The following is a 26,057-nucleotide window of genomic DNA, read 5'->3' as shown; positions in this document are numbered from 1 at the left end:
AGGAAACGGGCGCCCCGAAGCCGGGGCGCCCGTTGTCGCGGAAAGGTCAGAGCGTTGGCAGCGAGCCCACGCCGATCGGGCACGTCATGCCGTTCGGCCCGTGGTTGCAGTAGCCGTACGGGTTCTTCACGTCCGACAGGTACTGCTGGTGGTAGTCCTCGGCGTAGTAGAACGGGCCGGCCTGGCCGATCTCAGTGGTGATCTCGTCCTTGCCGGCGGCCCGGACCACCGGGGCGAACGCCTCCCGCGAGGCGGCTGCGGCCGTGGCCTGCGCCGGCGTGGTCGTGTAGATCGTCGAACGGTACTGGGTGCCGACGTCGTTGCCCTGGCGCATGCCCTGGGTCGGGTCGTGGTTCTCCCAGAACGCCTTCAGCAGCGTCTCATAGGAGACCTTCAGCGGGTCGTACACGACCTGGACGGCCTCGGTGTGACCGGTCCGGCCGGAGCACGTCTCCTCGTAGGTCGGGTTGGCGGTGAACCCGCCCTGGTAGCCGACGGCGGTGGAGTGGACGCCGGGGATGCGCCAGAAGATGCGCTCCGCACCCCAGAAACAGCCCATGCCGAAGTACGCGACCTCCAGGCCCAGCGGCCAGGGCCCGCGCAGCGGGGTGCCGAGCACGGTGTGGGTCGCCGCGACCGGCATCTCGGTGTCGCGGCCGGCGAGCGCGGTGTCGGCGGTGGGCAGGTCGAGCGGCTTACGGATCCACGGGAACACGATCAGCTCCTTACAAAGCTCGTGGGCTCAAGTTTGCCTCGTGACACGCCCGTCCGCCTTATCAGGTCATTACGGCTGCGACCCGGCGAGCGGATTGTGCCGACCCGTGACTCGGCTCACCCCGTCCCGCACTATGGTCGGTCCATGACGCACGGCTTCGAGACCCTCGCCATCCACGCCGGCCAGGAGCCGGACCCCGCCACAGGAGCGGTGGTCCCGCCGATCTTCCAGACCAGCACGTACGCGCAGGACGCGGTGGGCCACCCCCGACGCGGCTACGAATACAGCAGGACCCAGAACCCGACCCGCGACGCGCTGCAGGAGTGCCTCGCCGCGATCGAGGGCGGCCGCCGGGCCCTCGCCTTCGCCTCCGGCCTCGCCGCCGAGGACACGCTGCTGCGCACGGTGTGCGTGCCCGGCGACCACGTGGTCATCCCCGACGACGCCTACGGCGGCACCTACCGGCTCTTCTCGAAGGTCGCGCAGCGGTGGGGCCTGGACTACACGCCGGCGTCGATCCACAGCGTCGACGCGGTCCGCGACGCGATCACCGACCGCACGAAGATCGTCTGGCTGGAGACCCCGACCAACCCGCTGCTCGGCATCGCCGACATCGCCGCGCTCGCCCAGGTCGCCCACGACCGCGGCGCGCTGCTGGTGGTGGACAACACGTTCGCCTCGCCGTACCTGCAGCAGCCGCTGCACCTGGGCGCCGACATCGTCGTGCACTCCACCACGAAGTACATCGGCGGGCACTCCGACGTCGTCGGCGGCGCCCTCGTCGGCAGCGACGACGAGCTGCTGGACCGCCTCGCCTTCCACCAGAACGCGATGGGCGCCGTCTGCGGCCCGTTCGACGCGTGGCTGACCATGCGCGGCATCAAGACCCTCGGCGTGCGCATGGACCGGCACTGCGACAACGCGGAGAAGGTCGTCGAGTTCCTGTCCAGGAACAAGGCGGTGCGCCAGGTCCTGTACCCGGGGCTGCCCGACCACCACGGCCACGAGGTCGCGGCCAAGCAGATGCGGCGCTTCGGCGGCATGGTGAGCTTCCGGGCCGCCGGCGGCGAGGAGGCCGCCGTGGAGATCTGCAACCGGGCGAAGCTGTTCGTGCTGGGCGAGTCCCTCGGCGGCGTCGAGTCGCTGATCGAGCACCCCGGCCGCATGACCCACGCCAGCGCGGCCGGCTCGCCGCTGGAGGTCCCCGGCGACCTCGTCCGGCTGTCCGTCGGCATCGAGACGATCGACGATCTTCTCGCGGACCTGGAGCAGGCCCTCGCTCGTTGAGACACTGAACGCCCATCGGCCGGAAGGTGTCTCACCATGCTGCACCGCTCCACCACCTGGGTCGGCATCACCGCGCGGGAGATCGCCCGCGCGGTGCGCCGCGGTGACACGTCAGCGACGGAGGTCGTCGCCGACCACCTCGACTCGATCCGCGCCTACGACCGGATCGTCGGCGCGTTCCGGCAGGTCCGGGCCGGCGAGGCGATCGCCGAGGCGGAGATCGTCGACGACCAGCCGGAGCTGCGCAACCTGCCCCTGGCCGGCGTGCCGATCGCGGTGAAGGAGAACATCGCGGTCACCGGCCTGCCCACGTGGAACGGCTCGGCGGCCGCCCGCGGGCCCGTCGCCGAGCACGACCACGAGGTCGTCCGGCGGCTGCGCGGCGCGGGCGCCGTCGTCGTCGGCGTGACGAAGATGCCGGAGCTCGGCATCTGGGGGATCACCGACGACGCCGACGGCGTCACCCGCAACCCGTGGCGCACCGACCGGACCCCCGGCGGCTCGTCGGGCGGGTCGGCCGCCGCGGTCGCCGCCGGCCTGGTGCCGATCGCGCACGGCAACGACGGGCTCGGCTCGATCCGGATCCCGGCCGCCTGCTGCGGGCTCGTCGGCCTCAAGCCCGGCCGGGGCGTCGTCCCCGCCGGCATCGGCGCCAACGACTGGCACGGGCTCGCCGAGAACGGCATCCTCGCGACCACCGTCGGCGACGCGTCGCTGGGCTTCTCGGTCATCGCCGGCCGTACCCCCGAAGCGCTGCAGACGCCGGGGAAGCTGCGGATCGCCGTGTCGTCGCGCAGCCCCGCCACCGGCGTGTTCCCCGACGCGGGCGCCCGCAAGGGCCTCAGCGACGCCGTCCGCCTGCTGCTCGGCCTCGGCCATGACGCGGTGCGCGCCGACCCCACCTATCCGCCGGCCCTCGCCGCGAAGGTCCTCGCCACCTGGTTCGCCGGCGCGGCCGGCGACGCCGCCGAGCTGGACGTGTCGCGGCTGCAGCCGCGCACCCGCCGGCACGTGGCGCTCGGCGAGCAGGCCCTGCGCCGCGGCCTGGTCAAGCCCGCCGACCGGGACGAGTGGCGGGAGCGCTGCCGCAACTGGTTCCTGGCCGGCGGCCACGACGTGCTCGTCACCCCGGCCCTCGCGACCGCCCCGCCGCGCGCCGTGCGCTGGTCGGAGCGCTCCTGGTCGGCGAACATGCTGGTCAACACCCGCTACGCGCCCTACAGCGCGCCGTGGAACTTCGCCGGCTTCCCCGCGATCGTGATCCCGGTCGGTGTCCGGGCCGACGGGCTGCCCGCCGCGGTCCAGTTCGTCGGGCCGCCCGGCTCCGAGCTGCTGCTGCTCGCCCTCGCCGGCCAGGTCGAGCAGGCCGCTCCGTGGCGGCGGCACGCGCCGGGCTGGCCCCGCGTCGCGGCGCGGCGTTAGGGCGGGCGATGCGGCGGATCAGGGCGATCTCCGGCTGGGCGACCGCGGCGATGCTCGCGGTCGCCGGGGCGGCCCTCACCCACCTGTGCGTGGCGTTCCTGCCCCTCGTCGACATCTGGGCCGCGCACCGCCCCGGCACCGACGCCGCGGCGGTGCGCCTCGGCGGCTGGGCCGCCCTCGCCGTCGCGGTGCTGACCGCCTGGGTCGCGTTCGCCGGCTGGGCCGGCCGGGCCCGGTCGAACCTGGCGGCGTTCGGCATCCGTGCCACGTCCGCGGTGCCGCTCATGGACGTCGCCGTCGGCAGCGTGGGCCGGTCACCGCTGCTGCGCCGCAGGATGACGGTGCTCACCTGGTTGTGGTGGCTCGGCCTGCTGCTCACGGTGACCGCCGTCGGGGTCGCCGTCCTGGCCGGCCTCGACAACCTGCGGGAGATCGACGACGTCCGGGAGCGGGTCGCCGCCGGCGGGACCGTCGACCGGGTGCTCGTGTCGCACCTGTTCGGCCGGCAGCTGCTGCTGCGCCTGCCCGGCGCGGCGCTCGGCATCGCCGCCGCGGTCGTCGCGCTGATCCTCATCGCCCGCGTGACCAGCGCGCAGTACGGCCGCGTCGCCCGCCTCCGTGGATCCCTCGTGCCGCCGGCGACCCTGCGGGCGCTGCGCTCCACGAACGAGGACTGGACGGTGGTGCTGCCGGTCGCGGTCGGTGGCACGATCAGGGAATGACGGAACCTTCCTCGGGGCTCGTGACGCTCGCCGACATCGAGGCGGCACGCGACCTGCTGTCCGGCGTGATCCGCCGGACCCCGGTCGAGCCCAGCCGGCCGCTCACCGCGAAGCTCGGCGGCCCTGCCTGGCTCAAGTGCGAGAACCTGCAACGGGCCGGATCGTTCAAGGTCCGCGGCGCGTACGTGCGGATCGCCCGCCTCAGCGCGGACGAACGCCGCCGCGGGGTGGTCGCCGCCAGCGCCGGCAACCACGCGCAGGGCGTCGCCCTCGCGGCCGGCCTGCTCGGCACCACCAGCACCGTCTTCATGCCCGTCGGCGCGCCGCTGCCGAAGATCGCCGCCACCAAGAACTACGGTGCCGCGGTCCAGTTCGCGGGCGGCACCGTCGACGAGGCGCTCGTCGCCGCGCAGGAGTTCGCGGACCGCACCGGCGCGGTGCTGATTCACCCCTTCGACCACCCCGACATCATCGCCGGGCAGGGCACCCTCGGCCTGGAGCTGCTCGAGCAGCTGCCCGACGTACGGACGATCGTCACCGGCATCGGCGGCGGCGGCCTCATCTCCGGCCTCGCCGTCGCGGTCAAGGCGCTGCGCCCCGACGTGCGCATCATCGGCGTGCAGGCGGCGGGCGCGGCGGCCTTCCCCGAGTCGCTGCGCGCCGGCCGTCCGGTCCGCCTGGCCGCGCTCGGCACGATCGCCGACGGCATCGCGGTCGGCCGCCCCGGCGACCTCACGTTCGCCCACGTCAGCAAGCTCGTCGACGAGGTCGTCACGGTCACCGACGAGGACATCTCCCGGGCGCTGCTCATGCTGCTGGAACGCGGCAAGACCGTCGTCGAGCCCGCCGGCAGCGTCGGCGTCGCGGCCCTGCTCGCCGGCGCCGTCGAGGTCGAGACCCCCACCGCCGCGGTCCTCTCCGGCGGCAACATCGACCCGATGCTCATGCTCCGGGTGATCGAGCACGGCCTCGCCGCCGCCGGCCGCTACCTGACCTTCACCGTCCGCTGCGGCGACCGCCCCGGCCACCTGGCGAAGATCCTCTCCCAGATCGCCGAGCACGGCGCCAACGTCGTCGACGTCGCCCACCGCCGCCAGGACCCGCGCCTGCAGCTCGGCGAGGTCGAGATCCACCTGTCGGTCGAGACCCGCGGCTCAGAACACTCCGACCGGCTGGTCAACGCCCTCCGTTCGGCCGGATACACGGTGACCTTCGGCGCGTAGAAGATCCTTTGTGACCTTCGGCAAGCGGCTCGCGCACCGCCACACCTTCGCCACCTTCGACGCCTTCAGCCGTGGGGCCGACCGCACCACGACGGTCGGCTCCGGTGTGCTCCTGGTGTCGTCGCTGCTGCTGTACGGGGTGGTCCTGGGCCTGCTCGCCACCGGGATCTGGCTGTGCACCGTCTCGACCCCCGGCATCCTCGTAGGGCTGGTGGTGATCGCCCTCGCGGTCCTCCTGCGGCCCCGCATGGGCCGGGTGCCGAAGTATGCGACCGAGGTCACCGCGGCGGAGGCGCCGCAGCTGCACGCGCTGGTCCGCGAGGCGGCCGCCGCGGTCGGTGCGCCGGTCCCGCGGGTCTACGTCGAGGGCGACCTGTTCGACGCGGCGGCCTACACGGTCGGTCTGCGGCGCCACCCGACCCTGGTGCTGGGCCTGCCGCTGTGGAACGCGCTGCCGCGGCAGTCCCGGATGGCGTTGCTGGGCCACGAGCTCGGCCACTTCGTCAACGGCGACCCGCGGCGCGGGCTGCTGGTCCAGCCGTCGTGGACGACCCTGGCCGAGCTCGACACGCTGCTCCAGCCGGAGTCCAGGCGGGAGGGTGACGTCTGGACGAGCGAGGGGTTCCTGGTCGTCTGGGTCGTCAGGCCGCTGCTGAACCTGGTCAAGCTGGTCGTGCGCGGCCTGCTGTGGGTGCCCAGGACCGCCCTCGCCGTCCAGGTGCTGCGGGAGGGGCAGCGGGCCGAATACCGCGCCGACCGGGTCGCGGCCCGGCTGGCCGGCCGCGCGGCCACCGTCGACCTGCTCGACACCCTGGTCGTGCTCGAGAGCCTCGGGATGCTGATCATGCGGGACGCCCGGGCCGGGCGGCCGGTCGCCGAGTGGCCGCAGACCACCCGGCAGCTGCTTGACGAGCTGCGGCCGCAGCTGGCGTCGCGGCGTGACGCGGAGACGGAGCGCGAGATCTCGCTCTTCGCCACCCACCCACCGTCGGGGCTGCGGGCCCAGCTGATCGAGGCGACCGCGCCGGAGTCGGCGGCGGTCGTGCTCGACAGCGCGCGCAACGAGCGGATCGACGCCGAGCTGGCACGACACAGCGCCAGCTCGGCGCGGACCCTCAAAGCGTTGTGATGCTCAGCCGGCGAACGGCTCGAACGAGATGACCTTCACGGCGATCTGCGCGCCGCTCGGGGCGGTGTACTTCACCTGGTCACCCTTGCCGGCGCCCAGGATCGCCTTGCCCAGCGCGGACTCGGGGCTGTAGACGGTCAGGTCCGTCGTCGCCGCGATCTCCCGGGAGCCCAGCAGGAACGTCTCGGTGTCGTCCTCGTCGTCGTCGAACTGGATCGTGACGACGGTGCCGGGCGCGACCTTGTTGCTGGTCGGCGCCTCGCCGACGACCGCCTTGCGCAGGAACTCCTTCAGGTACAGGATGCGGCCCTCGGCCTTGCCCTGCTCCTCGCGGGCGGCGTGGTAGCCGCCGTTCTCGCGCAGGTCACCCTCTTCGCGGCGAGCGTTGATCTCCGCGGCGAGCGCCGGCCGGTTGGCGATGTGCTCGTCCAGCTCGGCCTGCAGCCGGTCAAATGCTTCCTGCGACAGCCAGGTTGTCCCCTGGTCGCCGTCGGTCGTCGACACTGAAGATCTCCTTACGGGCACGCTCGGTCAAACCACCAAAGTACCAGTGAGCCGCATCACCGTCGGCATGGAAAATGCTGGGTGCTCAGCGGGTGCGGCGCGGGCCGCAGGCCGGGACCTCCACGGTGACCGGCCGGGCGCTCGTCGCCAGCCGGTAGGTGACCGGTGCCTCGGCACCCTTCGGGACGTCGACCTCGGCCAGGCCGACCTCCTCGCCGCTGGCGGAGCGGGCCCGGACGCGGCAGGTCGCCTCCTTCGACGCGTCCTTGCGGACCACGAAGTCCACCGTGATGCCGTCGTCGCTGACCGCGTAGAAGCGCTGGACCTGAGGCTCGTACTCCTGCGGCCCGTACTGCTGGAAGAGCTTCACCGCGATGAGCACGCCGGCGACCCCCGCCACGGCGGCGAGGAGCACGACCAGCCAGGTGCGGCGCGGCCGGGGCTCCCGGCGGCGGCCGTAGCGGCCGGGCGGGTACTTGGCTGTGGCGTGCGTCTCGGTCACGGGATGACGGTCCTCGTCGTTTCGTCGGAGGTACCGACCACAATAGGGTCGTAACCCGGGGCGCCCCCACCGCGGGGTTGACGGACACCTTGAGGAGAGCTTGTGAGCGGTCAGCGGAGCGGCTCGGACCGCTCACCGGTGCTGCGGATTTTCGCTCAGGCCGGCACCGGAGCGTCAGCGGAGGTGGCGGCGTGAGCGAGCAACTGCGATTGATGGCGGTGCACGCGCATCCCGACGACGAGTCGAGCAAGGGCGCGGCCGCGATGGCGCGCTACGCCGCCGAGGGCGTCGAGGTGTTGGTCGTCACGTGCACCGGCGGCGAGCGGGGCAGCGTGCTCAACCCGAAGCTCGACCGGCCCGAGGTCTGGGAGAACATCGCCACCATCCGCCGCGCGGAGATGGACCGGGCTCGGGAGATCCTCGGCGTCGACCAGGCGTGGCTGGGCTTCGTCGACTCGGGCTTCCCGGAGGGCGACCCGCTGCCGCCGCTGCCCGAGGGCTGCTTCGGCCTGATGGACCCCGAGGAGGCGGCGGCGCCGCTGGTCGAGCTGATCCGCAGGTTCCGCCCGCACGTGATCACCACGTATGACGAGGAGGGCGGCTACCCGCACCCCGACCACGTCATGACGCACAAGGTGAGCATGGTGGCGTTCGACGCCGCCGGCGACGCGGCCCGCTATCCCGGCACCGGCGAGCCGTGGCAGCCGCTGAAGCTGTACTACAACATGGGCTGGTCCCGGGTCCGCATGCACGCGCTGCACGAGGCGATGCTGGAGACGACCGGTGAGTCGCCCTACACCGAGTGGATGAAGCAGTGGGAGGAGCGCCCCGACAAGGGCGACCGGGTCACCACCCGCGTGCCGTGCGGTGAATACTTCGAGGCCCGCGACGACGCGCTGCGCGCGCACGCCACGCAGGTCGATCCCGACGGCTTCTGGTTCGCCGTCCCGCTCGACATCCAGCAGAAGATCTGGCCCACCGAGGACTACGAGCTGGTGAAGTCGCACGTCGACACCCGCACGCCGGAAGACGATCTTTTCGCAGGCGTAAGGTAGGCAGTATGCAAGCGTGGCAGTTCCTCGCCGAGAACAACTTCGGCGACACCCGCTCGGGCGGTCTGGCCGGCCCCATGGGGCTGCTCATCATCGTCCTGCTCGCGATCGCGACGGTGTTGTTGATCCGCAACATGACCGCGCGGATTCGCCGCCTTCCCGCGGAGTTCCCGGATCCCGACAAACCCGCCACCTCGTCCGACGACGACCGCAGTGACGAGGGCTCCGACCTAGAATCGCGGCACTGACCACTGTTGTGCCTTTCTTCCGTGCTTTAGCCTTCACGGGGTGCGCGTTCCTTTCGCCGGACGCGTCTCCCTGTGGGGCAGGGAAGGGGGGCAGATGGTGGACACCCCGTTTGCCCACGGATCTGCTCACGCTGCGCATGCGGGTCGCCGCTTAGCGTCATTGTTGTCGGTCGATGCGGTGCATCGATGACACCCCTTCCGGCGCGCCTCACCGCCGCCGTGGCGTCCGTCGCCTTCGCCGGCGTGGCCGTCGCGACGGTGCTGACCGCCACGAGGCAGCCCGGCCTCTCGGGCCTGTCAGGAGCGATCGCGGCGAGCTTCGGCGTGGTGATCCTCGCCCAGCTCGCCCGCCTGAGAGTGCGGGCCGGCGCCGGTCAGGCCGCCTTCGCCTGGGGCGAGGCCGCGATCGTGATCCTGTGCGTCAACCTGCCGGCCCCGCTGATCCCGCTCGTCGTCCTGCCGGGCGCCGCCGTGTCGCACAGCATCCTGCGCACCGTCGACGCCCGCGCCGGCCGCGTCCGCACCGGGCGTGACCTGCTCTACACCGTCTCCGCGCTCACCCTGGCCGGCACGCTCGCCGCGGCCACCGCCACCCTCGTCGCGCCGGTCCATGACGCGCCCCTCACGCCGCACGGCATCCTCGCCCTGAGTGCCGGCGCGCTCGTGTACTGCGTCGTGTCGATCACCGCCACCGCCGCGCACGTCGCCACCACCCGGGGCGGCCGGACCGCCACCGTCGCCGCCGAGCTGCTGCGCGGCAAGCTGCTCATGGTCGTCGGCAACGTCGTCATCGGCCTGGTCATCGTCTGGGCCTGCCTCACCGACGCGCTCCTGCTGCTGCTCCTGCCGCCGGTCCTGCTGCTGCTCCAGCAGCTCTACGCGAGCCGCATCGGCGACCGCGAGGAGCGCCGCACCTGGCACGAGTTCGCCGAGGCGACCCGCGACCTCAACCGGCTCGACGTGCGGGGCACCGCCGAGGCCGGCATCGAGGGCGCCCGGCGGCTCTTCGGCGCTTCGGGCGCGCAGGTCGTGCTGGCGGACGGCACCGTCTTCGGCGCGAGTCCCGGCGAGAGCCCGGCGGCCCACCACCTGGTCGTCGGCGCGGTCGCCGTCGGCGAGCTGCGGCTGTCCGGCCTCGGCCGGCTCAGGCCCCGCAACCAGCGCATGCTCGACGCGTACGGGGACGCCCTCGCCGCCGCCCTGCACGACGCGATCAGCCAGGACGAGCTGCGCTCGATGAGCGAGCGCACCACGTACGACGCCGTCCACGACCCCCTGACCGGCCTGTTCAACCGGGCGGCGCTGCTGTCGCGCGGCAACGCGCTGCTCCGCCGCCGCGGGCCGCACGACCCCGTCGCCATGCTGCTGCTGGACGTCAACGACTTCAAAGAGGTCAACAACGCCCTCGGCCACGCGGCCGGCGACGAGGTGCTGCGCGTGATCGCCGGCCGGGTCACCGAGGCCGGCGGCGCCGGCGACCTGCTCGCCCGCCTCGGCGGCGACGAGTTCGCGCTGCTCATCACCGACCTCGACACCGGCGGCGCCGACCTCGCCCTCGCCGCCGCCGTCGAGCGGGCCCGCAAGCTCAGCGCGCAGATCGCCGTGCCGATGCGGATCGACGGGGTGCTCCTGTCGAAGGAGCCGTCCATCGGTGTGGTCGTCGCCGCCGCCGGCGAGGTCGACCTCACCGAGCTGCTGCGCCGCGCCGACATCGCCATGTACCAGGCGAAGCGCGCCGTCCAGCCCGTCGCCTGGTACGACGCCGGGCGCGACGACGCCAGCACCGACCGCCTCGCCCTGCTCGCCGAGCTGCGGGAGGCGCTGAACGCCGGCGAGCAGCTCAGCGTCGAGCTGCAGCCGGCCGTCTCGCTGGCGCCCGGCGCGCAGCAGATCACCGGCGTCGAGGCGCTCGTGCGGTGGAAGCACCCGCGCCGAGGGCCGCTCACCCCCGGCCAGTTCCTGCCCGTCGTGGAGGCCAGCGAGCTGATGGGCCCGCTCACCCGGTGGGTCCTCGACCGGGCGATCGGCCTCGCGTCCAGCTGGCGGCGCGCCGGCCTCGCCGTCCCCGTGTCGGTCAACATCTCCGCCCGCAGCCTCCTGGAGCGGCAGCTGCCCGAGGCGATCGGCGACCTGCTCGCCCGCCACCGCCTCCCGGCCGAGCTGCTCGTCCTGGAGATCACCGAGACCGTGATGCTGTCGCAGTCGCCCGTCATCGACGACGTCCTCGCCCGCATCCGGCGGCTCGGCGTCCAGCTCGCGGTCGACGACTTCGGCACCGGGTTCTCCTCGTTCACCGTGCTCACGCGGCTGCCCGTACAAGAGGTGAAGATCGACCGGGAGTTCGTCGCGCAGATGATCGACTCCCCGAAGGCCGAGGCGATCGTCCGGGCCACGGTCGAGCTCGGGCTGCGGCTCAAGCTGCGCGTCGTCGCCGAGGGCGTGGAGAACCCCGACCAGCGCGCAGCCCTGGCCGCGCTGGGCTGCACCTCCGCGCAGGGCTTCCTGTTCCACCCGCCGCTGGCCGCCGAACGCCTGGCGGCCGTCCTGCGCGAGCGCCGCCAGGTGCAGCGCCGTCACCTGCGCGCCGAGGGCGCCGGGTAGTCCGTCCGTCACCGTGCGCATCGACGGTCCTCGGGGGTCGCGGACCGGTGCTAGGGTCTGCCCCAGCGATTCTTGAGCGGGGGCCCGGGATGGCGATCATCGATGTGTCCGACCTGCGGCGGACGTTCCGGTCCCGCAGCGGCCTGCGCCGCACCGAGAAGGTCGTCGAGGCCGTGCGGGGCATCTCCTTCCAGGTGGAGCGCGGCGAGCTGTATGGCCTGCTCGGGCCCAACGGCGCAGGCAAGACCACCACGATCAAGATGCTCATCACGCTGCTGCTGCCGACCGGCGGGCGGATCGAGGTGCTCGGCCACGACGTGGTCGCCAGCCCGCGCGAGGTGCGCCGCCGCGTCGGTTACGTGTTCGGCGGCGACCGCGGGCTGTATGAGCGCCTGTCCGGCCTGGACAACCTGCGGTATTTCGCCGAGCTGTACGCGGTGCCGGCCCGCGAGCAGCGCGCCCGCATCGGCGAGCTGCTCGACCTCGTCGGCCTGACCGGCCGCGAAAAGGAGCGGGTCGAGGGCTACTCCCGCGGGATGCGCCAGCGGCTGCACATCGCCCGCGGCCTGCTGCACCGCCCCGAGGTCCTCTTCCTCGACGAGCCCAGCATCGGCATCGACCCCGTCGGCGCCCGCGAGCTGCGGCAGACGGTGAAGGCCCTCATCGCGCAGGGCACCACGGTGCTGCTCACCACCCACTACATGTTCGAGGCCGACGAGCTGTGCGACCGCATCGCCGTGCTCGCCGGCGGCCGCATCGTCGCCGAGGGCACGCCCGAGCAGCTCAAGCAGAAGGTCAGTGTCGGCAACGTCGTGGAGGTCGAGGTCTTCGGCCTGCCCGACGGCGCCGGCGACCGGGTCCGCGCGCTGCCCGGCGTCCGCTCCCTGGTCATCGACGAGCGTGGCCCGGCCCAGGTCCTGCTCGTGCACGCCGAGCCCGGCGCCGAGGTGACCCAGCCGGTCCTCGGCGCGCTCGTCGGCGCCAGGGTCGGCCGGGTGGCGACCCGGCAGCCGACCCTGGAGGACGCGTATGTCGAGCTGGTCGGTGCCGCGTGACCTACGTCCGCGTCATCGGGCTCGCCTGGTGGCTGCAGCTGAAGATGCGCAGCCGCTCCGCCTTCGACGGGCTGCTCGGCGTCCTCTACCCGCTGTTCTTCTCCACCGTCGTCTTCATGATGTTCCGCCACGGCGACGCGTCGGGTGCCGCGCTGCTCAGCGCCGCCGTGGGCGCCAGCGTCATGGGCGTGTGGTCCTCGACCAGCACCACCGCCTCGGCCGCGCTGCAGCAGGAGCGCCGGCAGGGCACCCTCGAGCTGCTCGTCGCCGCGCCGACGCCGCTGCCCGTGGTGATCCTGCCGGTCACGCTGTCGATGGCGACGATCGGCGCGTACAGCCTCGTCGTCACCCTCATGTGGGGCCGCTTCGCCTTCGGTGTCGACCTCGCCATCCAGCGGCCCGTCCAGTTCGTGCTCGCCGCGGCGGTCACCGTCGTGTCGATCGGCGTCCTGGGGTTCCTGCTCGCGGTCTCGTCCGTGCGGTATCGCACCGCGTGGGCCCTCGGCACCGCCCTGGAGATGCCCGTCTGGCTGATCAGCGGCTTCCTTGTGCCCCTGGACCTGCTGCCCGCGTGGATCCGCCCGATCTCGTGGCTGCTCGCGCCGACCTGGGGCATCGACGCGATCCGTGCCGCCGCCGAGGGGCGCGACGCCTTGCCCGCGCTGGCCGCCTGTCTGGGTCTTGCCGCGGTGTACGGCCTGGTCGGCTCCCTCCTGGCGGTCCGCCTCGTCGACGCAGCCCGCCGCCACGCCACCCTGGCGCTGACATGAGCGGCTGCTTCGCGGAGCGCCGCGGCGCCGCCGGGGTGCGGTCATGAGCGCGCTGCGGCTGTTCTTCCTGGGCGGGCTCACCAGCTACCGGGCGCTGTTCTCGTGGCTGAGCCCGTGGATCCTGATCCCGACGTTCATCGTCGGGCCGATCGCGCAGATCCTCTTCTTCGCTTATGTCGGCCGCACCGCGGGCGTCGGCGACGACGCGTACTACGTCATCGGCAACGCCGTGCAGAATGCCGCCATCCCCTGCATCTTCGCGATGAGCATCACCGTCGGCGACGAGCGCCGCCAGGGGACCCTCGGCCTGCTGCTCGTCTCGCCGGCGCGGCGCATCCCGCTCTTCCTCGGCCGCGCACTGCCCGTCGTGGTCAACGGGCTCGCCGTCGCGCTCGTCGCGCTGCTCGCCGGGTCGCTGCTGCTGGACGTGCCGATCAGGGCGTCGTCGCTGCTGGCGCTCACCGGCGTGGTGGCGGTGTCGGCGTTCGCATGCACCGGGCTCGGCCTCGCCAACGCGGCGCTGTCGCTGCGGGTCCGCGAGGTGGCCGTCCTGTCCAACCTGGTCGTCGGCGTCCTGCTCGTCTTCGCCGGCGTCAACGTCCCGCTGTCGGAGCTGCCGGACTGGATGGCCGCCGTCGCCGGCTGGCTGCCGCTGACCCACGGCATCGCGGCGGCCCGCGAGGTCGCGGCCGGCGCGGGGCTGGCGTCGGTGCGCGACGACGTGCTCGCCGAGGCGGGTCTCGGCGTGCTGTACGTGGTGATCGGCCTGGCCCTGCTCGCCTGGTTCGAGCGCGAGAGCCGCCGCAAGGCCACGCTCGACGTCGCCTGAAGTGCTTCGCCGGCTCCTCCACTTCGCTTCGGTCTCGTAGTGGAATGGAGCATTCCGTTCTGATAGACTGGTCGCAGTCACCGAGTTGAGGGAGTGTCTGATGGACTCGAACACCTGGACCGTCCTGGACGAGTCGCACGCGGCGCTGCGGGCGGTGCTCGCCGGGCTGTGCCCGTCGGACCTGCTGCTGCCGACGCCGTGCGAGCTGTGGAACGTCACCCAGGTCCTCCAGCACGCCGCGGGCGACCAGCTCGGCTACGCCGCCGCGATCACCGGCGAAGGCTGGCCGACGTTCGACCCGTTCGCGCCGTCGGGCGAGCTGGACGGCGACCTCGACGCGTTCAAGGCCTTCGTCGAGCGCACGATGCAGGCATCCGCCGCGGCCTGGGCGACCGTCGCCGCCGACGCGACCGACGCGCCCACGCCGCTGCCGCAGGGCAAGATGGCCGGCTGGCTCGGCGCCGGGGCGGCCGGCCTGGACGCCGCCGTCCACGCGTGGGACGTCGCGGTCGCGACCGGACAGCCGTCGCCGCTGTCCGACGGCCTCGCCGAGCGGCTGCTGCCGGTGGCGCGCGAGATCGTCGAGCCGCTGCGGGCCTACGGCGCCTACGCCGCGGCCCTGCCGGCCGACGACGCCGGCCCGGCGGTGACCCTGCTGCGCTACCTCGGCCGCGCGGCCTGACCCGCTCCGCAGTTGGGGGCCACCCACTCGGGCGGCCCCCTGCGTGGCTCCCCGACCGTGGGTGACCACTCCGGTACCGTCTGCGGCATGCGCGGGGAGCGGACGATCGTCGCCGGCTTCGTTATCGGTGCGGTCGCGGTCGGGGCGTTCGTGGTCCTCGACCGGTATGAGAAATCCACCCAGTTCACGGACCTGCCCGGCGACGCGGACGTGCGCCTCGTCGGCAGGTTCACGCCGAAGCAGGTCGACCGCATCGCGTCCCTGCCCCAGGCCGCCGCCGTCGAGTGCGGCACCACCCTCTACGGCGTCACCGTCGTCACCTCCCGCGGCCTGCTCAACGGCGCGACGGTGCTGACCGCCGCCAGCCGGCCGGGCCTGCGCTGGTCGGCGGTGCGCTCGGGCACCTACCCGGCCTCCGACGCGCAGGTCCTCATCGACGAGCGCACCGCCGCCGCCCACGACATCCGCCTCGGCGAACGGACAACCTTGTCCCGCGGCCAGGCCGTCGTCAACGCCACCGTCGTCGGCATCGCGGGCCGCCCCGCGGACACCGCCGTCGGCCCGACCGCCCCGGTGTTCCTGCTCCCGTCAGGCGCGGTCGCCGCCCTGGACGGCGAGGCGTCCTGCGAGTCGGTGACGGTGGAGCTCCGCCGCCGCCGCGACGCGAGCACGTTCAGCAAGGCCGCCCACGACCTGCTGAATCCACCCCCCACCGTCATCTACGACGAGTCCCTCCGCGGCCACGTCTGACTCCCCGGCACCGCCCCCGCCGACCTCCGGCGTCGTGAACTTCTCAGCCCGCGGGACCGCATCATCGCTGACCGGCCTCCGCAACCGGGCGCTGCTGCTCGGCCTCCGCAACGGGCTGCTGGTCGGCCTTCGCGACGGGGCCGCTGGTCGGCCTCCGCGAGGGTCGCTGGTCGGTCTCAGTGACCCGGCCGCTGCTGGTCTCCCGCGACAGGCCGCTGCTGGCCGAGCTCAGATGCGCTGCAACGCCGACCGATGCGGGACGTGTACTTGCCGCTCGTCCGCCGGCGCCGGGCCGTGGCTCGCCATCACCGGCTCGGCATCAGTCCGTGTCAGCCGGGACGAGCTTGACGGCGTCGGCGCTGCACCACGCGGCCTGTCGCTGTGCGTGTTCCGTTCCGGTCGCTACGGCTGCCGGCGGGGGACCACCTCGGCGGCCACGTCCGACCAGGTCAGGGACAGGCCGGACGCGGCTCGGGTGGCCCGGATCTCCATCATCTCGCCGAGGATCACGGCGCGGTCGGCGACGACGGGGGTGTCGTCCAGCGAGTAGGTGATCCGCTCGCTGACGAACACCGGCGTGCCCACCTCGGCGTGCAGGTGCCCGGCCAGCTCCTCCTCCAGCACCGCGGGCCGGATCGTCTCGCTGGCCCTGGCGACGGCCACCCCGGCGTCGGCCAGCGTCAGGTACAGCGACGCCGTGGCGAAGTCGGCCGCCCGGATCCGGTTGCCGAACGGCTTGCGAACCCACGACACCTGGTGCACGGCCGGCCGCCCGGCGAACGCCCTGACCCGCTCGAGCCGCAGCGCCGGCGCCCCCAGTAAGACCGCGACCGGCGGCGGAGGCCGGCGCAGCGCCTGGTCCAGCACCCGGGTCTGCACCTCGAGGCCCTGCTCGCGCAGGTCGTCCGCGAGGTTGCGCAGCGGGCCCAGCCGGTACGCCAGGTGCGGCGGCGCCACATACGTGCCCTTCCCCGCCCGCTGCACGATCAGCCCCTCGTCGCTGAGGTGCCGCAGTGCCTGCCGGAGCGTCATCAGGGTCACGCCGTAGCTGTGGCTGAGGTCGCGCTGCCCGGGCAGCGCCGCACCAGGCGCATACTCCCCGGCGCGGATCTTCTCGGCCAGGTCGGCGGCGATGCTGCGATACCGCGGCTCGGCGTTGATGGCTCACCCTTCGTCCATGGCCTCCCGGATCGACCGGACATAGGCCCCGATCTCGGCCGGCGTGGCGCCGTCAAGCACCCGGCGCATGATCGCCGCGCCGATGACGACACCGTCGGCGAGGCGGGCTGCCTCGGCCGCCTGGGCCGGGGTGGAGATGCCGAATCCTAGCAACACCGGCAGGTCGCAGCGGCCGGCGAGCCGGCGCGCCAGGTCGGCGGCGGACGCGGCGAGGGTTTCGCGCTCGCCGGTCGTGCCCATCACCGTGACCGCATACACGAAGCCCCGGCTGCGCCGCGCGATCTCGCCGAGGCGCTCGTCCGGGGTGGCGGGCGACGCCAGCAGCACCAGATCCAGGTCCTGCTCTTCTGCCTTGGCACTTGCCTCGGCGCACTCCTCCAGCGGCAGGTCGGGGACGATCAGCCCGTCGAAACCGGCGTCGCGGAGGCCGCGGCAGAACGCGTCGTCGCGGACGAGGAGGTTGGCATACGTGCTGGCGACGAGCGGCACGGCCCCGGCGACCTCCGGGATGCGGGCCAGGATGCCGCGCAGCGTCGCGCCCCGGGTGAGGGCCGCGTGGGTCGCCTCCTGGATCGTGGCGCCGTCGAGCGTCGGGTCGGAGAACGGCAGGCCGACCTCGATCGCGTCGGCACCGTTGTCGACGAGCGCCCGGAGGTGGTCGGTCCACTCGGCGACGGCGCCGCCGGTGAGATACGGCATCAGGACCTTGCGGTCGGTCGGCAGCTTCACAGCAGCTCCTTCAGCGCGGAGATGTCCTTGTCGCCGCGGCCGGACAGGGTCAGCAGGACGGTCGAGCCGGCGGGCAGCGTGCCGTCGGCGGCGGCGCGGATCACCCACGCGACCGCGTGCGCGGACTCGAGCGCCGCCACGATCCCCTCGGTGCGGGCGAGCCGGACGACGGCGTCGACCACCTCGGCGTCGCTGACCGTCACATACCGGGCGCGGCCGAGGTCCCGCAGGTGCACGTGCTCGGGGCCGATGCCCGGATAGTCGAGCCCCGCGGCGATCGAGTGGGCCTCCAGGACCTGACCGTCGTCGTCCTGCAGGAACATCGACCGCACCCCGTGCAGCACGCCGAGGCTGCCGCGGGTCGCGCCGGCGCCGCCCTCGGCCTCGACCCCGACCAGCTTCGCCGTGGTGTCGACGAACCCGGCGAAGGTCCCGGCCGCGTTGGACCCGCCGCCGACGCACGCCACGACGTGGTCGGGCACCGCCGTGGGCAGCGCGGTGGCGCACTGCTGGCGCGCCTCGTCGCCGATGACCCGCTGGAACTCGCGCACCATCCACGGATAGGGCATCGGGCCGAGCACGGATCCCATGCAGTAGTAACTGTCGGCGGTCGAGCCGACCCAGTGCCGCATCGCCTCGCTGGTGGCGTCCTTCAACGTCCTCGCGCCGGTGCGGACGGGCACGACCTCGGCGCCGAGCATCCGCATCCGGAACACGTTGAGCGCCTGCCGCTCGATGTCGCGCTCGCCCATGAACACGGTCGCCGCCATGCCGAACATCGCCGCCGCGGTCGCCGTCGCCACCCCGTGCTGCCCGGCGCCCGTCTCGGCGATCAGCCGCTTGTGCCCCATCCTGCTCGCGAGCAGCGCCTGGCCGATCACGTTATTGATCTTGTGTGAGCCCGTGTGGGTGAGGTCCTCCCGCTTGAGCAGCAGCGTCACGCCGAGCTCGGCGGACAGCCGCACCGCGGGGGTCAGCGGCGTCGGCCGCCCGGCGTGCGTGGCGAGCAGGCCGGCCAGCTGGTGCCGGAACGCGGGGTCGGCCCATGCCTCCCGGAACGCCTCCTCGACCCGCCGGCAGGCGGGGATCAGGGACTCGGGGACGTAACGCCCGCCATAGTCCCCGAACCTGCCCAGCGGTCCCGGGTCGTCCATCAGCCGGACGCGCGACGGCGTGCGGCTCGGCCGGATCAGCAGATCGCCCATGCCCACTCCCAGAGTTCTAGAACAGTTGCGACAGTTCTAGAACAGTGACAGACTCCGTGACGGAAGTCAACGCGGCCGGGGTCGCGGGGCGGACGCCACATGGCGTAGCGTCCTGCGTCGATCGACCAGGACGGGGGAAACCATGGACGCATCGACCGTCAGCGTGCCGCCACGCGTGGCCGCGCTCGCGGAGCGGCAGCAGCTCGGCGCGCACGTCGCCATGCACAAGGGCGACCACCCGGTGGTGGAGTGCGCCACCGGCCTTGTCATCTCGGCGATCCTGTTCGGTGCCGCCGCCCTCGTCAGCTGGATCGTCTCGTCCATCGAGTTCCTCCAGGTGAAGGCGCTCGCCCTGATCGTCGTGCTGCTGGCGATCGCCGGCCTGGCCGCGGCGGGCTATGCCTTCTACCGGCTCTTCGGCGCCTACGTCGTCGTCCACCACTACGAGCACGGCCTGGTGTGGAGCCGCAACCGCAGCGTCGACGCCGCCCCGTTCTCGTGGATCGACGAGATGCACGTCACCCGCAAGGACGACAAGATCACCGCAGCCGGCCTGGTCACGCTCGACGGCCGCGCGGTGGACATCACCGGCGCCGACAAGACGGATTACAAGGCGTTCGTCGAGCGGCTCGAGGCGGAGCTCGTCGCCCGCCGGTGCCAGATCCGGCCGGCACGACGGGAAGTCGGCCGCGGCCCGGCCGGCGTCGGCCTCAGCGACCGCGCCATCGCGGTCCTCGCCGTCATCGTCGGCGGTCTTCTCGTCGCCGCCATCGCCGTCCCGCTGTCCCGGGCCGGGCTGCCCGGCGCGATGGCGGCGGTCATCGGCTTCCTCGCCATCGGCGTCACCGTCGGCCTGCTCGGGACCCGCTTCGACGGCCGGATCGCCGTCGTCGGCGCGATCTTCGCCGCCATCGGCGGTCTCGTCACGATGATCGCCGTGGCAGCCCTGATCCCGCAGGTCAACAAGTACGTGACGGCGACCGTGGTCCTCGCCCTGGAGATGGGCGTCCTGTCGGTGGTGCTCAATGCGTACCGGCGCCTGCCGGCACTGCGCCCGACCCGCGCCCGGCAGCGGCTGGCCTCCCAGCGCGGCTGGGAGTTCGTGCCCTCGCTCACCGTGCCCGTCCCCGGCCCGCAGACCGGCCGCGCCGTCATCGGCGTCCAGGAGCACTCCCAGTCCGTCGACCTGTATGACGTGCTCAGGGGCACCGTCGACGGCGTGCCGGTGCTCGTCGGCGACCGGTACCGGCGCAAACCCCGCCGCTCCGACCCGGTGCAGACCATCTGGATGGTGCCGCTGCCCACCCCGGTGCCGTATCTGTCGCACACCGCCTTCGACCAGGCCGGCCAGGTCGCCCCCGGCGCGCCGGACCCCGCCCTCGCGGGCCTCTTCGCCGGCCGCGTCCCGGTTCCCGAGCTGTTCATGGCCGTCCCGCCGTGGTGGATCGAGGGGCAGTACCTGCTGTGCGAGGGCTCCGGCGACCTGGACGTCGTCGTCGCCTGGTCCACCCGCCTGACCCGCGCCGTCGCCGCCATGCCCTGGGACGCCGTCCGCGCCGCCATCCCCAACGGCCACCGCGCCTGAGCCCCGCCCGCATTGCACGGCCTGCCGTCGTCCGGACCGGGTCGACGACCCGGTGGAGGGGGCCTACGCGCAGCGTCTTGTCGGTGATCTCGCCGGTGGGGGCCCCGCGCGCTGGCTGACCGTCATCCAATGGGCGCGGCACAGTGCCATTGGTGAGCCATGCGGCGGTGGCCTCGGCCCTGGCCGCCCCGATGGGGGTTGTCCGGCGCTGCGCGCGGTTGCGTGGTCGCTCGCGTGCTCTGGATCGGGTGTGGGTCGGGGCTGCTGATGGAGGCGGGCGAGGTCGGCGCCGTCGTCCCCGGCCGCATCGGGGAAGCCCGCGTCGCCGTGCACGGCGAGCACTGTGTCCTCGGTCAGGTTCGACCGTCCACTGTGGCGGAACGACTCCGTCCCGGCCATCGCGACAGCCGCGAAGTGCGGCCCTCCAGTGGCCTCGTTGAGTGCTTGCGGCAGGAAGTGCCAAGTGTCTTTCGAAAACTATGGTGGATTCTGTTTGATTAGTGGGCACATGTGAGCTGTTCCGTTTGGGAATGTTTCATGTTACGTTCCCGGAACCTGGGCCCTACCCAAGCCCGTCGATGCCCGCCACAACGCTCGCTGCCAGCGCGCGGCCGATCGCCAACCGGCCGCGGGCCGGTTCCGCGTGCTCTTTCCCGCCAGAAGGAGTTCGATGCGCCATCTCCTCGCCCGCACACTGGCCGTCCTGACCGTCGTCGCCGGGGGGCTGGTGGCGTCGGGTGCGCCGGCCTCGGCCGTCGTGCCGAAGACGCCGCCGCTGACGACGCCGTGGACCAGCCAGGTGTCCACGACGAACCCGCTGCCCGAGTACCCGCGGCCGCAGATGACCCGCAACGAGTGGCAGTCGCTCAACGGGGAGTGGGAGTTCCTGAACCCCGCCACCGACGGCGCCGGCAACGTGAACCGCTACGCGGCGCCGCCGCTGGGGCAGACGCTGCCGGAGCGGATCCTGGTGCCGTTCCCGGTCGAGTCGGCGCTGTCCGGCATCATGCGCAACGACAACCGTGACCTGATGTTCTACCGGCGGACGTTCACCGTGCCGGCCGGGTGGAACGGGCGGCGCGTCCAGCTGCACTTCGGCGCCGTGGACTACGAGGCCACCGTGTGGGTCAACGGGGTGCAGGTCACCACCCACAAGGGCGGCTACGACCGGTTCGAGGTCGACATCACGCCGCAGCTCAACGGCGGTGACAACGAGATCGTCGTGCGGGTGTACGACCCGACCGACGGCCGCGGCGAGAAGCAGCCGATCGGCAAGCAGACCAACAGCCCGAGCGGCATCTTCTACACGCCGACGTCCGGGATCTGGCAGACGGTGTGGCTGGAGCCGACGCCGGTGTCGTCGATCTACTCCGTCGACATCTACGCCAACCTGGCCAACAACACCGCGCGGGTCAGGGTCTTCACCCGCGGCAACGTCACGGGGCACACCGTCTTCGCCGAGGCGATGAACGGCACGACCGTCGTCGGCAGCACGACCGGCGGGTTCACCGAGTTCAGCGTGCCGGTGCCGAACGCGCGCCGGTGGTCGCCGGACGACCCGTTCCTGTACAACCTGCGGGTCTCGCTGCGCAACAGCGCCGGCGCGACCGTGGACCAGGTCGTGAGCTACTTCGGGATGCGGGAGATCGGCAAGAAGCTGGTCAACGGCGTGCTCCGCCCGACCCTCAACGGCGAGTTCATCTTCCAGGCCGGCACGCTCGACCAGGGCTTCTGGCCCGACGGGCTCTACACCGCGCCGACCGACGCCGCGCTCGCCTCCGACCTGCAGAAGCACAAGGACCTCGGGTTCAACATGGTCCGCAAGCACATCAAGGTCGAGCCCGCGCGCTGGTACTACCACGCCGACCGCCTGGGCCTGCTGGTGTGGCAGGACATCCCGTCGACGCAGGCGTTCGACGCGAACCGGACGCCGGCGCAGATCGCCGAGCTGGAGTCCGAGGCGCGCGAGATCATCGACGAGCACCGGTTCTCGCCGGCGGTCGTCACCTATGTACCGTTCAACGAGGGCTGGGGCGAGTGGAACCTCGCCGACACCCAGCGGATCACCACGGACCTGAAGAACTACGACCCGACCCGCCTGGTGAACCCGCACAGCGGCTACAACTGCTGCGCGTCCAAGGGCGACCCCGGTACCGGCGACATCATCGACTGGCACATCTACACCGGTCCTGACGCCCCGCTGCCGTCATCGACCCGCGTCTCGGTCCTCGGCGAGTTCGGCGGGATCGGCCTGCGCACGCCCGGGCACGAGTGGAGCCCGGACGGGCAGTTCTTCGCGTACGAGCAGGTGTTCAGCAACGCGCAGCTCAACGACCGGTTCACCGGCATGATCCGCGACACGCAGGCGCTCATGACGACGCGGGGCCTGTCGGCGCACGTGTACACCGAGATCACCGACGTCGAGGGCGAGTACAACGGGCTGCTCACCTACGACCGGCGGATCCAGAAGGTCGACACCAACCTGGTCCGCGCCGCGAACACCAACCTCATCAACGCGTCGAAGAACCTGAACGCGGCCGTGCCGATGACCCTCGGGCACGTCAGGTCGTTCCAGGTGACCACGGCCGGGCTGACGAACCGCTACCTGCGGCACTCGAACAGCTTCGCCCGCACCGACGTGCTCAGCTCGGCGAGCACCGACGGGGCGCGGCAGGACGCGTCGTTCCGCACGGTGGCCGGCCTGGCCGACCCGCGGTGCTACTCGTTCGAGTCCGTGAACTTCCCCGGCCAGTACCTGCGGCACGCCAACCTCCGCGTCCGCATCGACCCCAACACGGGCGGCAGCTTCGCCGCGGACGCGACCTGGTGCGGCCGGCCCGGGCTGGCGGCGGGCGGCACGTCGTTCGAGTCGTACAACTTCCCCGGCTCGTACATGCGCCACTACGCCGACAACGTCTACCTGGCGCGCAGCGGCGGCGCCAACGCGTGGGACACCGCGTCCGGCTTCGCCGCCGACGCGACCTGGAACACGGCGAACCCGGCGCTGTGGCGCAGCTCGGTGCAGTTGCAGACCGACGCGCGCAAGTCGCTGCAGGTCACCACGTGGGGCTTCACCGACCGCTACCTGCGGCACTCGGACAGCCTCGCCTACACCGAGATCGTGAACGGCGGCAGCAGCGCCCTGCTGAAGGCCGACGCCACGTACACGGTGCGGCGCGGGCTGGCCGACTCGTCGTGCTACTCGTTCGAGTCGGTGAACTTCCCCGGCCAGTTCCTGCGGCACGCCGACAGCCGGGTCCGCAACTCGGTGAACGACGGCTCGGCGCTGTTCCTCGCCGACGCCACGTTCTGCGCCCGCCCGGGCATCGGCGGCACCGGCGTCACGTTCGAGTCGATCAACATCCCCGGCTCGTACCTGCGGCACTTCGAGTCGCAGGTGTACATCTCCGCCGGCAACGGCACCGGGTTCCAGCGGCCGCAGGCGCTCAGCGCCGACAGCAGCTGGAACCTGGCCGCACCGTGGGCCCCGTGACGCCCTAGGCGTTGAGGCCCGCGATGGTGGCGGAGAGGGCGGCGTCCTTCTCCGCCACCATCGCGCGCAGCGACTCCTGGAAGTCACGGACCTTCGCCAGCAGCTCGGGATCGCCGACGGCGAGGATGCGGGCGGCCATCAGCCCGGCGTTGCGGGCGCCGCCGATCGCCATGGTGGCGACGGGGATGCCGGCCGGCATCTGCACGATCGACATCAACGAGTCCATGCCGTCGAGGTATTTCAGCGGTACCGGCACCCCGATGACCGGCAGGGGAGTGGCGGAGGCGACCATGCCCGGCAGGTGCGCCGCGCCGCCGGCCCCGGCGATGATGACCTTCAGCCCGCGGGCGACGGCCTCGCCGGCGTAGTCGAGCATCAGGTGCGGCGTGCGGTGGGCGGAGACGACCCGTACCTCATAGGACACGCCGAACTCGTCCAGCGCCTCGGCGGCGAGCCGCATCACGGGCCAGTCGGAGTCGCTGCCCATGATGATGCCGACGTCGGTCAATGCACATACCCTTCTTCGAGGATCCGGGCGGCCCGGGCGGCGCGCCGGCGGCAGTCTTCCATGTCGTCGCCGAGGACCGTCACGTGGCCGATCTTGCGCCCGGGCCGGACCTGCTTGCCGTACAAGTGGACCTTGGCGCCGGGCTCCTCGGCGAACAGGTGGTGCAGCCGCTCGTCGATCGGCATCCCGCCGGGCGCGCCGCCGAGCACGTTGGCCATCACGACCGCGGGGGCGGTGAGCCTGGTGTCGCCCATCGGGTAGTCGAGCACGGCCCGCAGGTGCTGCTCGAACTGCGAGGTCCTGGCGCCCTCGATCGTCCAGTGCGCGGAGTTGTGCGGGCGCATCGCCAGCTCGTTGACCAGGATCTTCCCGGTCGTCGTCTCGAACAACTCCACGGCGAGCACGCCGACCACCCCGAGCCGGGTGGCGATGTCGATGGCGAGCCGCTGCGCCTCGACCGCCACGTCCTCGTCGAGCCCGGGCGCCGGCGCGAGCACCTCGACGCAGATGCCGTCCTGCTGCACGGTCTCGACCACCGGGTAGGCGGCCACCTGGCCGAGCGGCGACCTGGCGACGACGGCGGCGAGCTCCCGCTTGAGCTGGACGCGTTCCTCGCCGATCAGCCCCTCCACGTCCGGGATGTCGGCGACCGAGTGGGCGACGAAGACGCCGCGGCCGTCGTAGCCACCCGTGGCGGTCTTGACGATGATCGGCCAGCCGACCTCGTCGCCGAACTGCTGGAGGTCGCCGTCCGTCCAGCGGGGCACGGGGAAGCCGAGCTCCGCGAGGTGGGCGCGCATGTCGCGCTTGTTCTGGGCGTACCGGAGGGCGTCGGCCCCCGGCAGCAGCGTGACACCCTCCGCGGCGAGCGTGCGGATCAGGTCGCCGGGCACGTGCTCGTGGTCGAAGGTGACCACGTCGCACCCCTTCGCGAACGCCCGCACCGCGTCGATGTCATCGTGCCGGCCGATGACGACGTCGGCGGCGACGAGCGCGGCCCCGTCGTCGGCGGAGACGGCGAGCACCCGGAGCGACTGTCCGAGGGCGATGGCGGCCTGGTGGGTCATGCGGGCCAGCTGGCCGCCGCCCACCATGCCCACGACGGGGAGTCCGGTTCGCGAGTCCATAGGCTGGTGAGCCTAGCGTTTTCCGGTCGCGGCACCCGAGTCCCGGGCGCCGCGACCGGCACGGATCACACCGGCGGGCACTCCCGGCGGTGCCCGGCGCGGATCACACCGACGGGCCCTGCTTGCGGAGCTCGTCGACCTGGGTCATGGCCTGGCGGAGCTCGGCCAGCCACGACTCGGCGTGCTGGCCGACGAGGGCGACGCACCAGGCCAGCGCCTCCGAGCGGGACCGGGCCACGCCGGAGTCCACAAGGGTGTCCAGGACCTGCCGCTCGGCCTGCCGCAGCCGGGTCATGACCGGCGCGGAGAACGTGGTGAACAGCTCCCGATTCTCGCCGACCCGCACGCCCCACGCGACCTTGCGCTGGTAGCGCCGCTCCAGCTGCTGGGCGATGCCGATCCGCTGGTCGCGGGTGGTCTCCCGGAACCCGGCGATGCGGCCCTGCTCGGCGGCGGACCGGTCGGCGTCGGTCGCGTCGTCGGGGAGGGGCGGGTCGCTGAGCCGGCCGACGATGGTGATCTCGTCGCGGTCGATGGTGATCTCGGCGGGTCCGGTGAACCAGCCGTCGGGCAGCGCGCCGCCGATCCAGGCGGGCGCGTCGGTGGCGGGCGGGGGCTCGCTGCGCGGACCGCCGCCGCGGCCCCATTCTCCTCGTCGCATCTGCTTACTCCCTTACTCACTTGCTCTTGCAACGCTGATTACATGATTACACCGTTACAAGAGCATGCCAAAGGAGGGC

At 72.6% G+C, this 26,057-nt stretch carries 24 protein-coding genes; 15 read left to right on the top strand and 9 right to left on the bottom strand.

Features of this window, described 5'->3' with window-relative positions:
* Positions 1–46 precede the first annotated feature (46 nt).
* Positions 47–643: a peptide-methionine (S)-S-oxide reductase MsrA gene (gene msrA / locus ABD332_RS11020; RefSeq protein ID WP_344501911.1), complete on the bottom strand. Its 597-nt coding sequence runs from the start codon at positions 641–643 to the stop codon at positions 47–49.
* A gap of 216 nt (positions 644–859) precedes the next feature.
* Between msrA and ABD332_RS11015 the strand changes: the two genes are divergently transcribed.
* From ABD332_RS11015 to ABD332_RS10995, 5 genes are read left to right on the top strand one after another with little or no spacing between them, the layout of a single operon-like run.
* A complete protein-coding gene (locus ABD332_RS11015; protein WP_344501710.1) occupies positions 860–2,002 on the top strand; it encodes a cystathionine gamma-synthase in 1,143 nt (380 codons plus the stop codon).
* Positions 2,003–2,038: 36 nt separating this feature from the next.
* Positions 2,039–3,424, top strand: a complete 1,386-nt coding sequence (locus tag ABD332_RS11010; protein WP_344501709.1) for an amidase — start codon at positions 2,039–2,041, stop codon at positions 3,422–3,424.
* Positions 3,425–3,432: 8 nt separating this feature from the next.
* Positions 3,433–4,146 (top strand): hypothetical protein, encoded by a 714-nt coding sequence (locus tag ABD332_RS11005; RefSeq protein ID WP_344501708.1) that lies wholly within the window; start codon positions 3,433–3,435, stop codon positions 4,144–4,146.
* Positions 4,143–5,369 carry a threonine ammonia-lyase gene (gene ilvA / locus ABD332_RS11000; protein ID WP_344501707.1) on the top strand — a complete coding sequence of 409 codons (1,227 nt, stop codon included), beginning with the start codon at positions 4,143–4,145 and terminating at the stop codon, positions 5,367–5,369. The genes ABD332_RS11005 and ilvA overlap by 4 nt, the downstream gene beginning before the upstream one ends.
* A gap of 10 nt (positions 5,370–5,379) precedes the next feature.
* A complete protein-coding gene (locus tag ABD332_RS10995) occupies positions 5,380–6,498 on the top strand; it encodes a M48 family metalloprotease (protein WP_344501706.1) in 1,119 nt (372 codons plus the stop codon).
* Positions 6,499–6,501: 3 nt separating this feature from the next.
* Here the strand turns inward: ABD332_RS10995 and greA are convergent, their stop codons facing one another.
* Complete coding sequence (gene greA / locus ABD332_RS10990; protein WP_344501705.1) at positions 6,502–7,002, bottom strand: transcription elongation factor GreA; 501 nt, start codon at positions 7,000–7,002, stop codon at positions 6,502–6,504.
* An 85-nt stretch (positions 7,003–7,087) separates the two neighbouring features.
* A complete protein-coding gene (locus ABD332_RS10985; RefSeq protein WP_344501704.1) occupies positions 7,088–7,504 on the bottom strand; it encodes a DUF4307 domain-containing protein in 417 nt (138 codons plus the stop codon).
* Positions 7,505–7,695: 191 nt separating this feature from the next.
* Between ABD332_RS10985 and mca the strand changes: the two genes are divergently transcribed.
* From mca to ABD332_RS10945, 8 genes are all read left to right on the top strand, one after another.
* Complete coding sequence (gene mca / locus ABD332_RS10980) at positions 7,696–8,559, top strand: mycothiol conjugate amidase Mca (RefSeq protein WP_344501703.1); 864 nt, start codon at positions 7,696–7,698, stop codon at positions 8,557–8,559.
* A gap of 5 nt (positions 8,560–8,564) precedes the next feature.
* Positions 8,565–8,804 (top strand): hypothetical protein, encoded by a 240-nt coding sequence (locus ABD332_RS10975; protein ID WP_344501702.1) that lies wholly within the window; start codon positions 8,565–8,567, stop codon positions 8,802–8,804.
* Between the two features lie 186 nt (positions 8,805–8,990).
* Positions 8,991–11,405, top strand: coding sequence for a putative bifunctional diguanylate cyclase/phosphodiesterase (locus ABD332_RS10970; RefSeq protein WP_344501701.1), 2,415 nt, complete (start codon positions 8,991–8,993; stop codon positions 11,403–11,405).
* An 89-nt stretch (positions 11,406–11,494) separates the two neighbouring features.
* Positions 11,495–12,460: an ABC transporter ATP-binding protein gene (locus tag ABD332_RS10965; protein ID WP_344501700.1), complete on the top strand. Its 966-nt coding sequence runs from the start codon at positions 11,495–11,497 to the stop codon at positions 12,458–12,460.
* Positions 12,457–13,230, top strand: a complete 774-nt coding sequence (locus ABD332_RS10960; RefSeq protein ID WP_344501699.1) for an ABC transporter permease — start codon at positions 12,457–12,459, stop codon at positions 13,228–13,230. The genes ABD332_RS10965 and ABD332_RS10960 overlap by 4 nt, the downstream gene beginning before the upstream one ends.
* Positions 13,231–13,273: 43 nt before the next feature.
* On the top strand, positions 13,274–14,059 hold the full coding sequence (locus tag ABD332_RS10955) for an ABC transporter permease (protein ID WP_344501698.1): 786 nt from the start codon (positions 13,274–13,276) through the stop codon (positions 14,057–14,059).
* A 100-nt stretch (positions 14,060–14,159) separates the two neighbouring features.
* Positions 14,160–14,741, top strand: coding sequence for a TIGR03086 family metal-binding protein (locus ABD332_RS10950; protein ID WP_344501697.1), 582 nt, complete (start codon positions 14,160–14,162; stop codon positions 14,739–14,741).
* Positions 14,742–14,828: 87 nt separating this feature from the next.
* Positions 14,829–15,491, top strand: coding sequence for a hypothetical protein (locus ABD332_RS10945; protein ID WP_344501696.1), 663 nt, complete (start codon positions 14,829–14,831; stop codon positions 15,489–15,491).
* A 402-nt stretch (positions 15,492–15,893) separates the two neighbouring features.
* Here ABD332_RS10945 and ABD332_RS10940 read toward each other — a convergent pair whose 3' ends face one another.
* The 3 genes from ABD332_RS10940 to trpB are packed head-to-tail and all read right to left on the bottom strand — an operon-like array spanning position 15,894 to position 18,604.
* On the bottom strand, positions 15,894–16,625 hold the full coding sequence (locus ABD332_RS10940; RefSeq protein WP_344501910.1) for a GntR family transcriptional regulator: 732 nt from the start codon (positions 16,623–16,625) through the stop codon (positions 15,894–15,896).
* Positions 16,626–16,655: 30 nt separating this feature from the next.
* On the bottom strand, positions 16,656–17,399 hold the full coding sequence (gene trpA, locus ABD332_RS10935) for a tryptophan synthase subunit alpha (protein WP_344501695.1): 744 nt from the start codon (positions 17,397–17,399) through the stop codon (positions 16,656–16,658).
* Entirely contained in the window at positions 17,396–18,604 is a 1,209-nt protein-coding gene (gene trpB / locus ABD332_RS10930) for a tryptophan synthase subunit beta (RefSeq protein ID WP_425552174.1), read from the bottom strand. The genes trpA and trpB overlap by 4 nt, the downstream gene beginning before the upstream one ends.
* 142 nt (positions 18,605–18,746) lie before the next feature.
* Between trpB and ABD332_RS10925 the strand changes: the two genes are divergently transcribed.
* Entirely contained in the window at positions 18,747–20,189 is a 1,443-nt protein-coding gene (locus ABD332_RS10925) for a hypothetical protein (protein WP_344501694.1), read from the top strand.
* A 670-nt stretch (positions 20,190–20,859) separates the two neighbouring features.
* On the top strand, positions 20,860–23,682 hold the full coding sequence (locus ABD332_RS10920) for an AbfB domain-containing protein (protein ID WP_344501693.1): 2,823 nt from the start codon (positions 20,860–20,862) through the stop codon (positions 23,680–23,682).
* Positions 23,683–23,686: 4 nt separating this feature from the next.
* Here ABD332_RS10920 and purE read toward each other — a convergent pair whose 3' ends face one another.
* The 3 genes from purE to ABD332_RS10905 all read right to left on the bottom strand — a co-directional run bounded on the left by purE (position 23,687) and on the right by ABD332_RS10905 (position 25,978).
* Positions 23,687–24,190: a 5-(carboxyamino)imidazole ribonucleotide mutase gene (gene purE, locus ABD332_RS10915; protein ID WP_344501692.1), complete on the bottom strand. Its 504-nt coding sequence runs from the start codon at positions 24,188–24,190 to the stop codon at positions 23,687–23,689.
* Positions 24,187–25,317, bottom strand: coding sequence for a 5-(carboxyamino)imidazole ribonucleotide synthase (locus tag ABD332_RS10910; protein WP_344501691.1), 1,131 nt, complete (start codon positions 25,315–25,317; stop codon positions 24,187–24,189). The genes purE and ABD332_RS10910 overlap by 4 nt, the downstream gene beginning before the upstream one ends.
* A gap of 103 nt (positions 25,318–25,420) precedes the next feature.
* On the bottom strand, positions 25,421–25,978 hold the full coding sequence (locus ABD332_RS10905; RefSeq protein WP_344501690.1) for a hypothetical protein: 558 nt from the start codon (positions 25,976–25,978) through the stop codon (positions 25,421–25,423).
* Between the last annotated feature and the right edge of the window lie 79 nt (positions 25,979–26,057).

This window comes from Dactylosporangium maewongense, assembly GCF_039531485.1.
Taxonomy (GTDB): domain Bacteria; phylum Actinomycetota; class Actinomycetes; order Mycobacteriales; family Micromonosporaceae; genus Dactylosporangium; species Dactylosporangium maewongense.
Note: the sequence above shows the minus strand (reverse complement) of the source record. Positions and strands in the feature narration are given on the sequence as shown.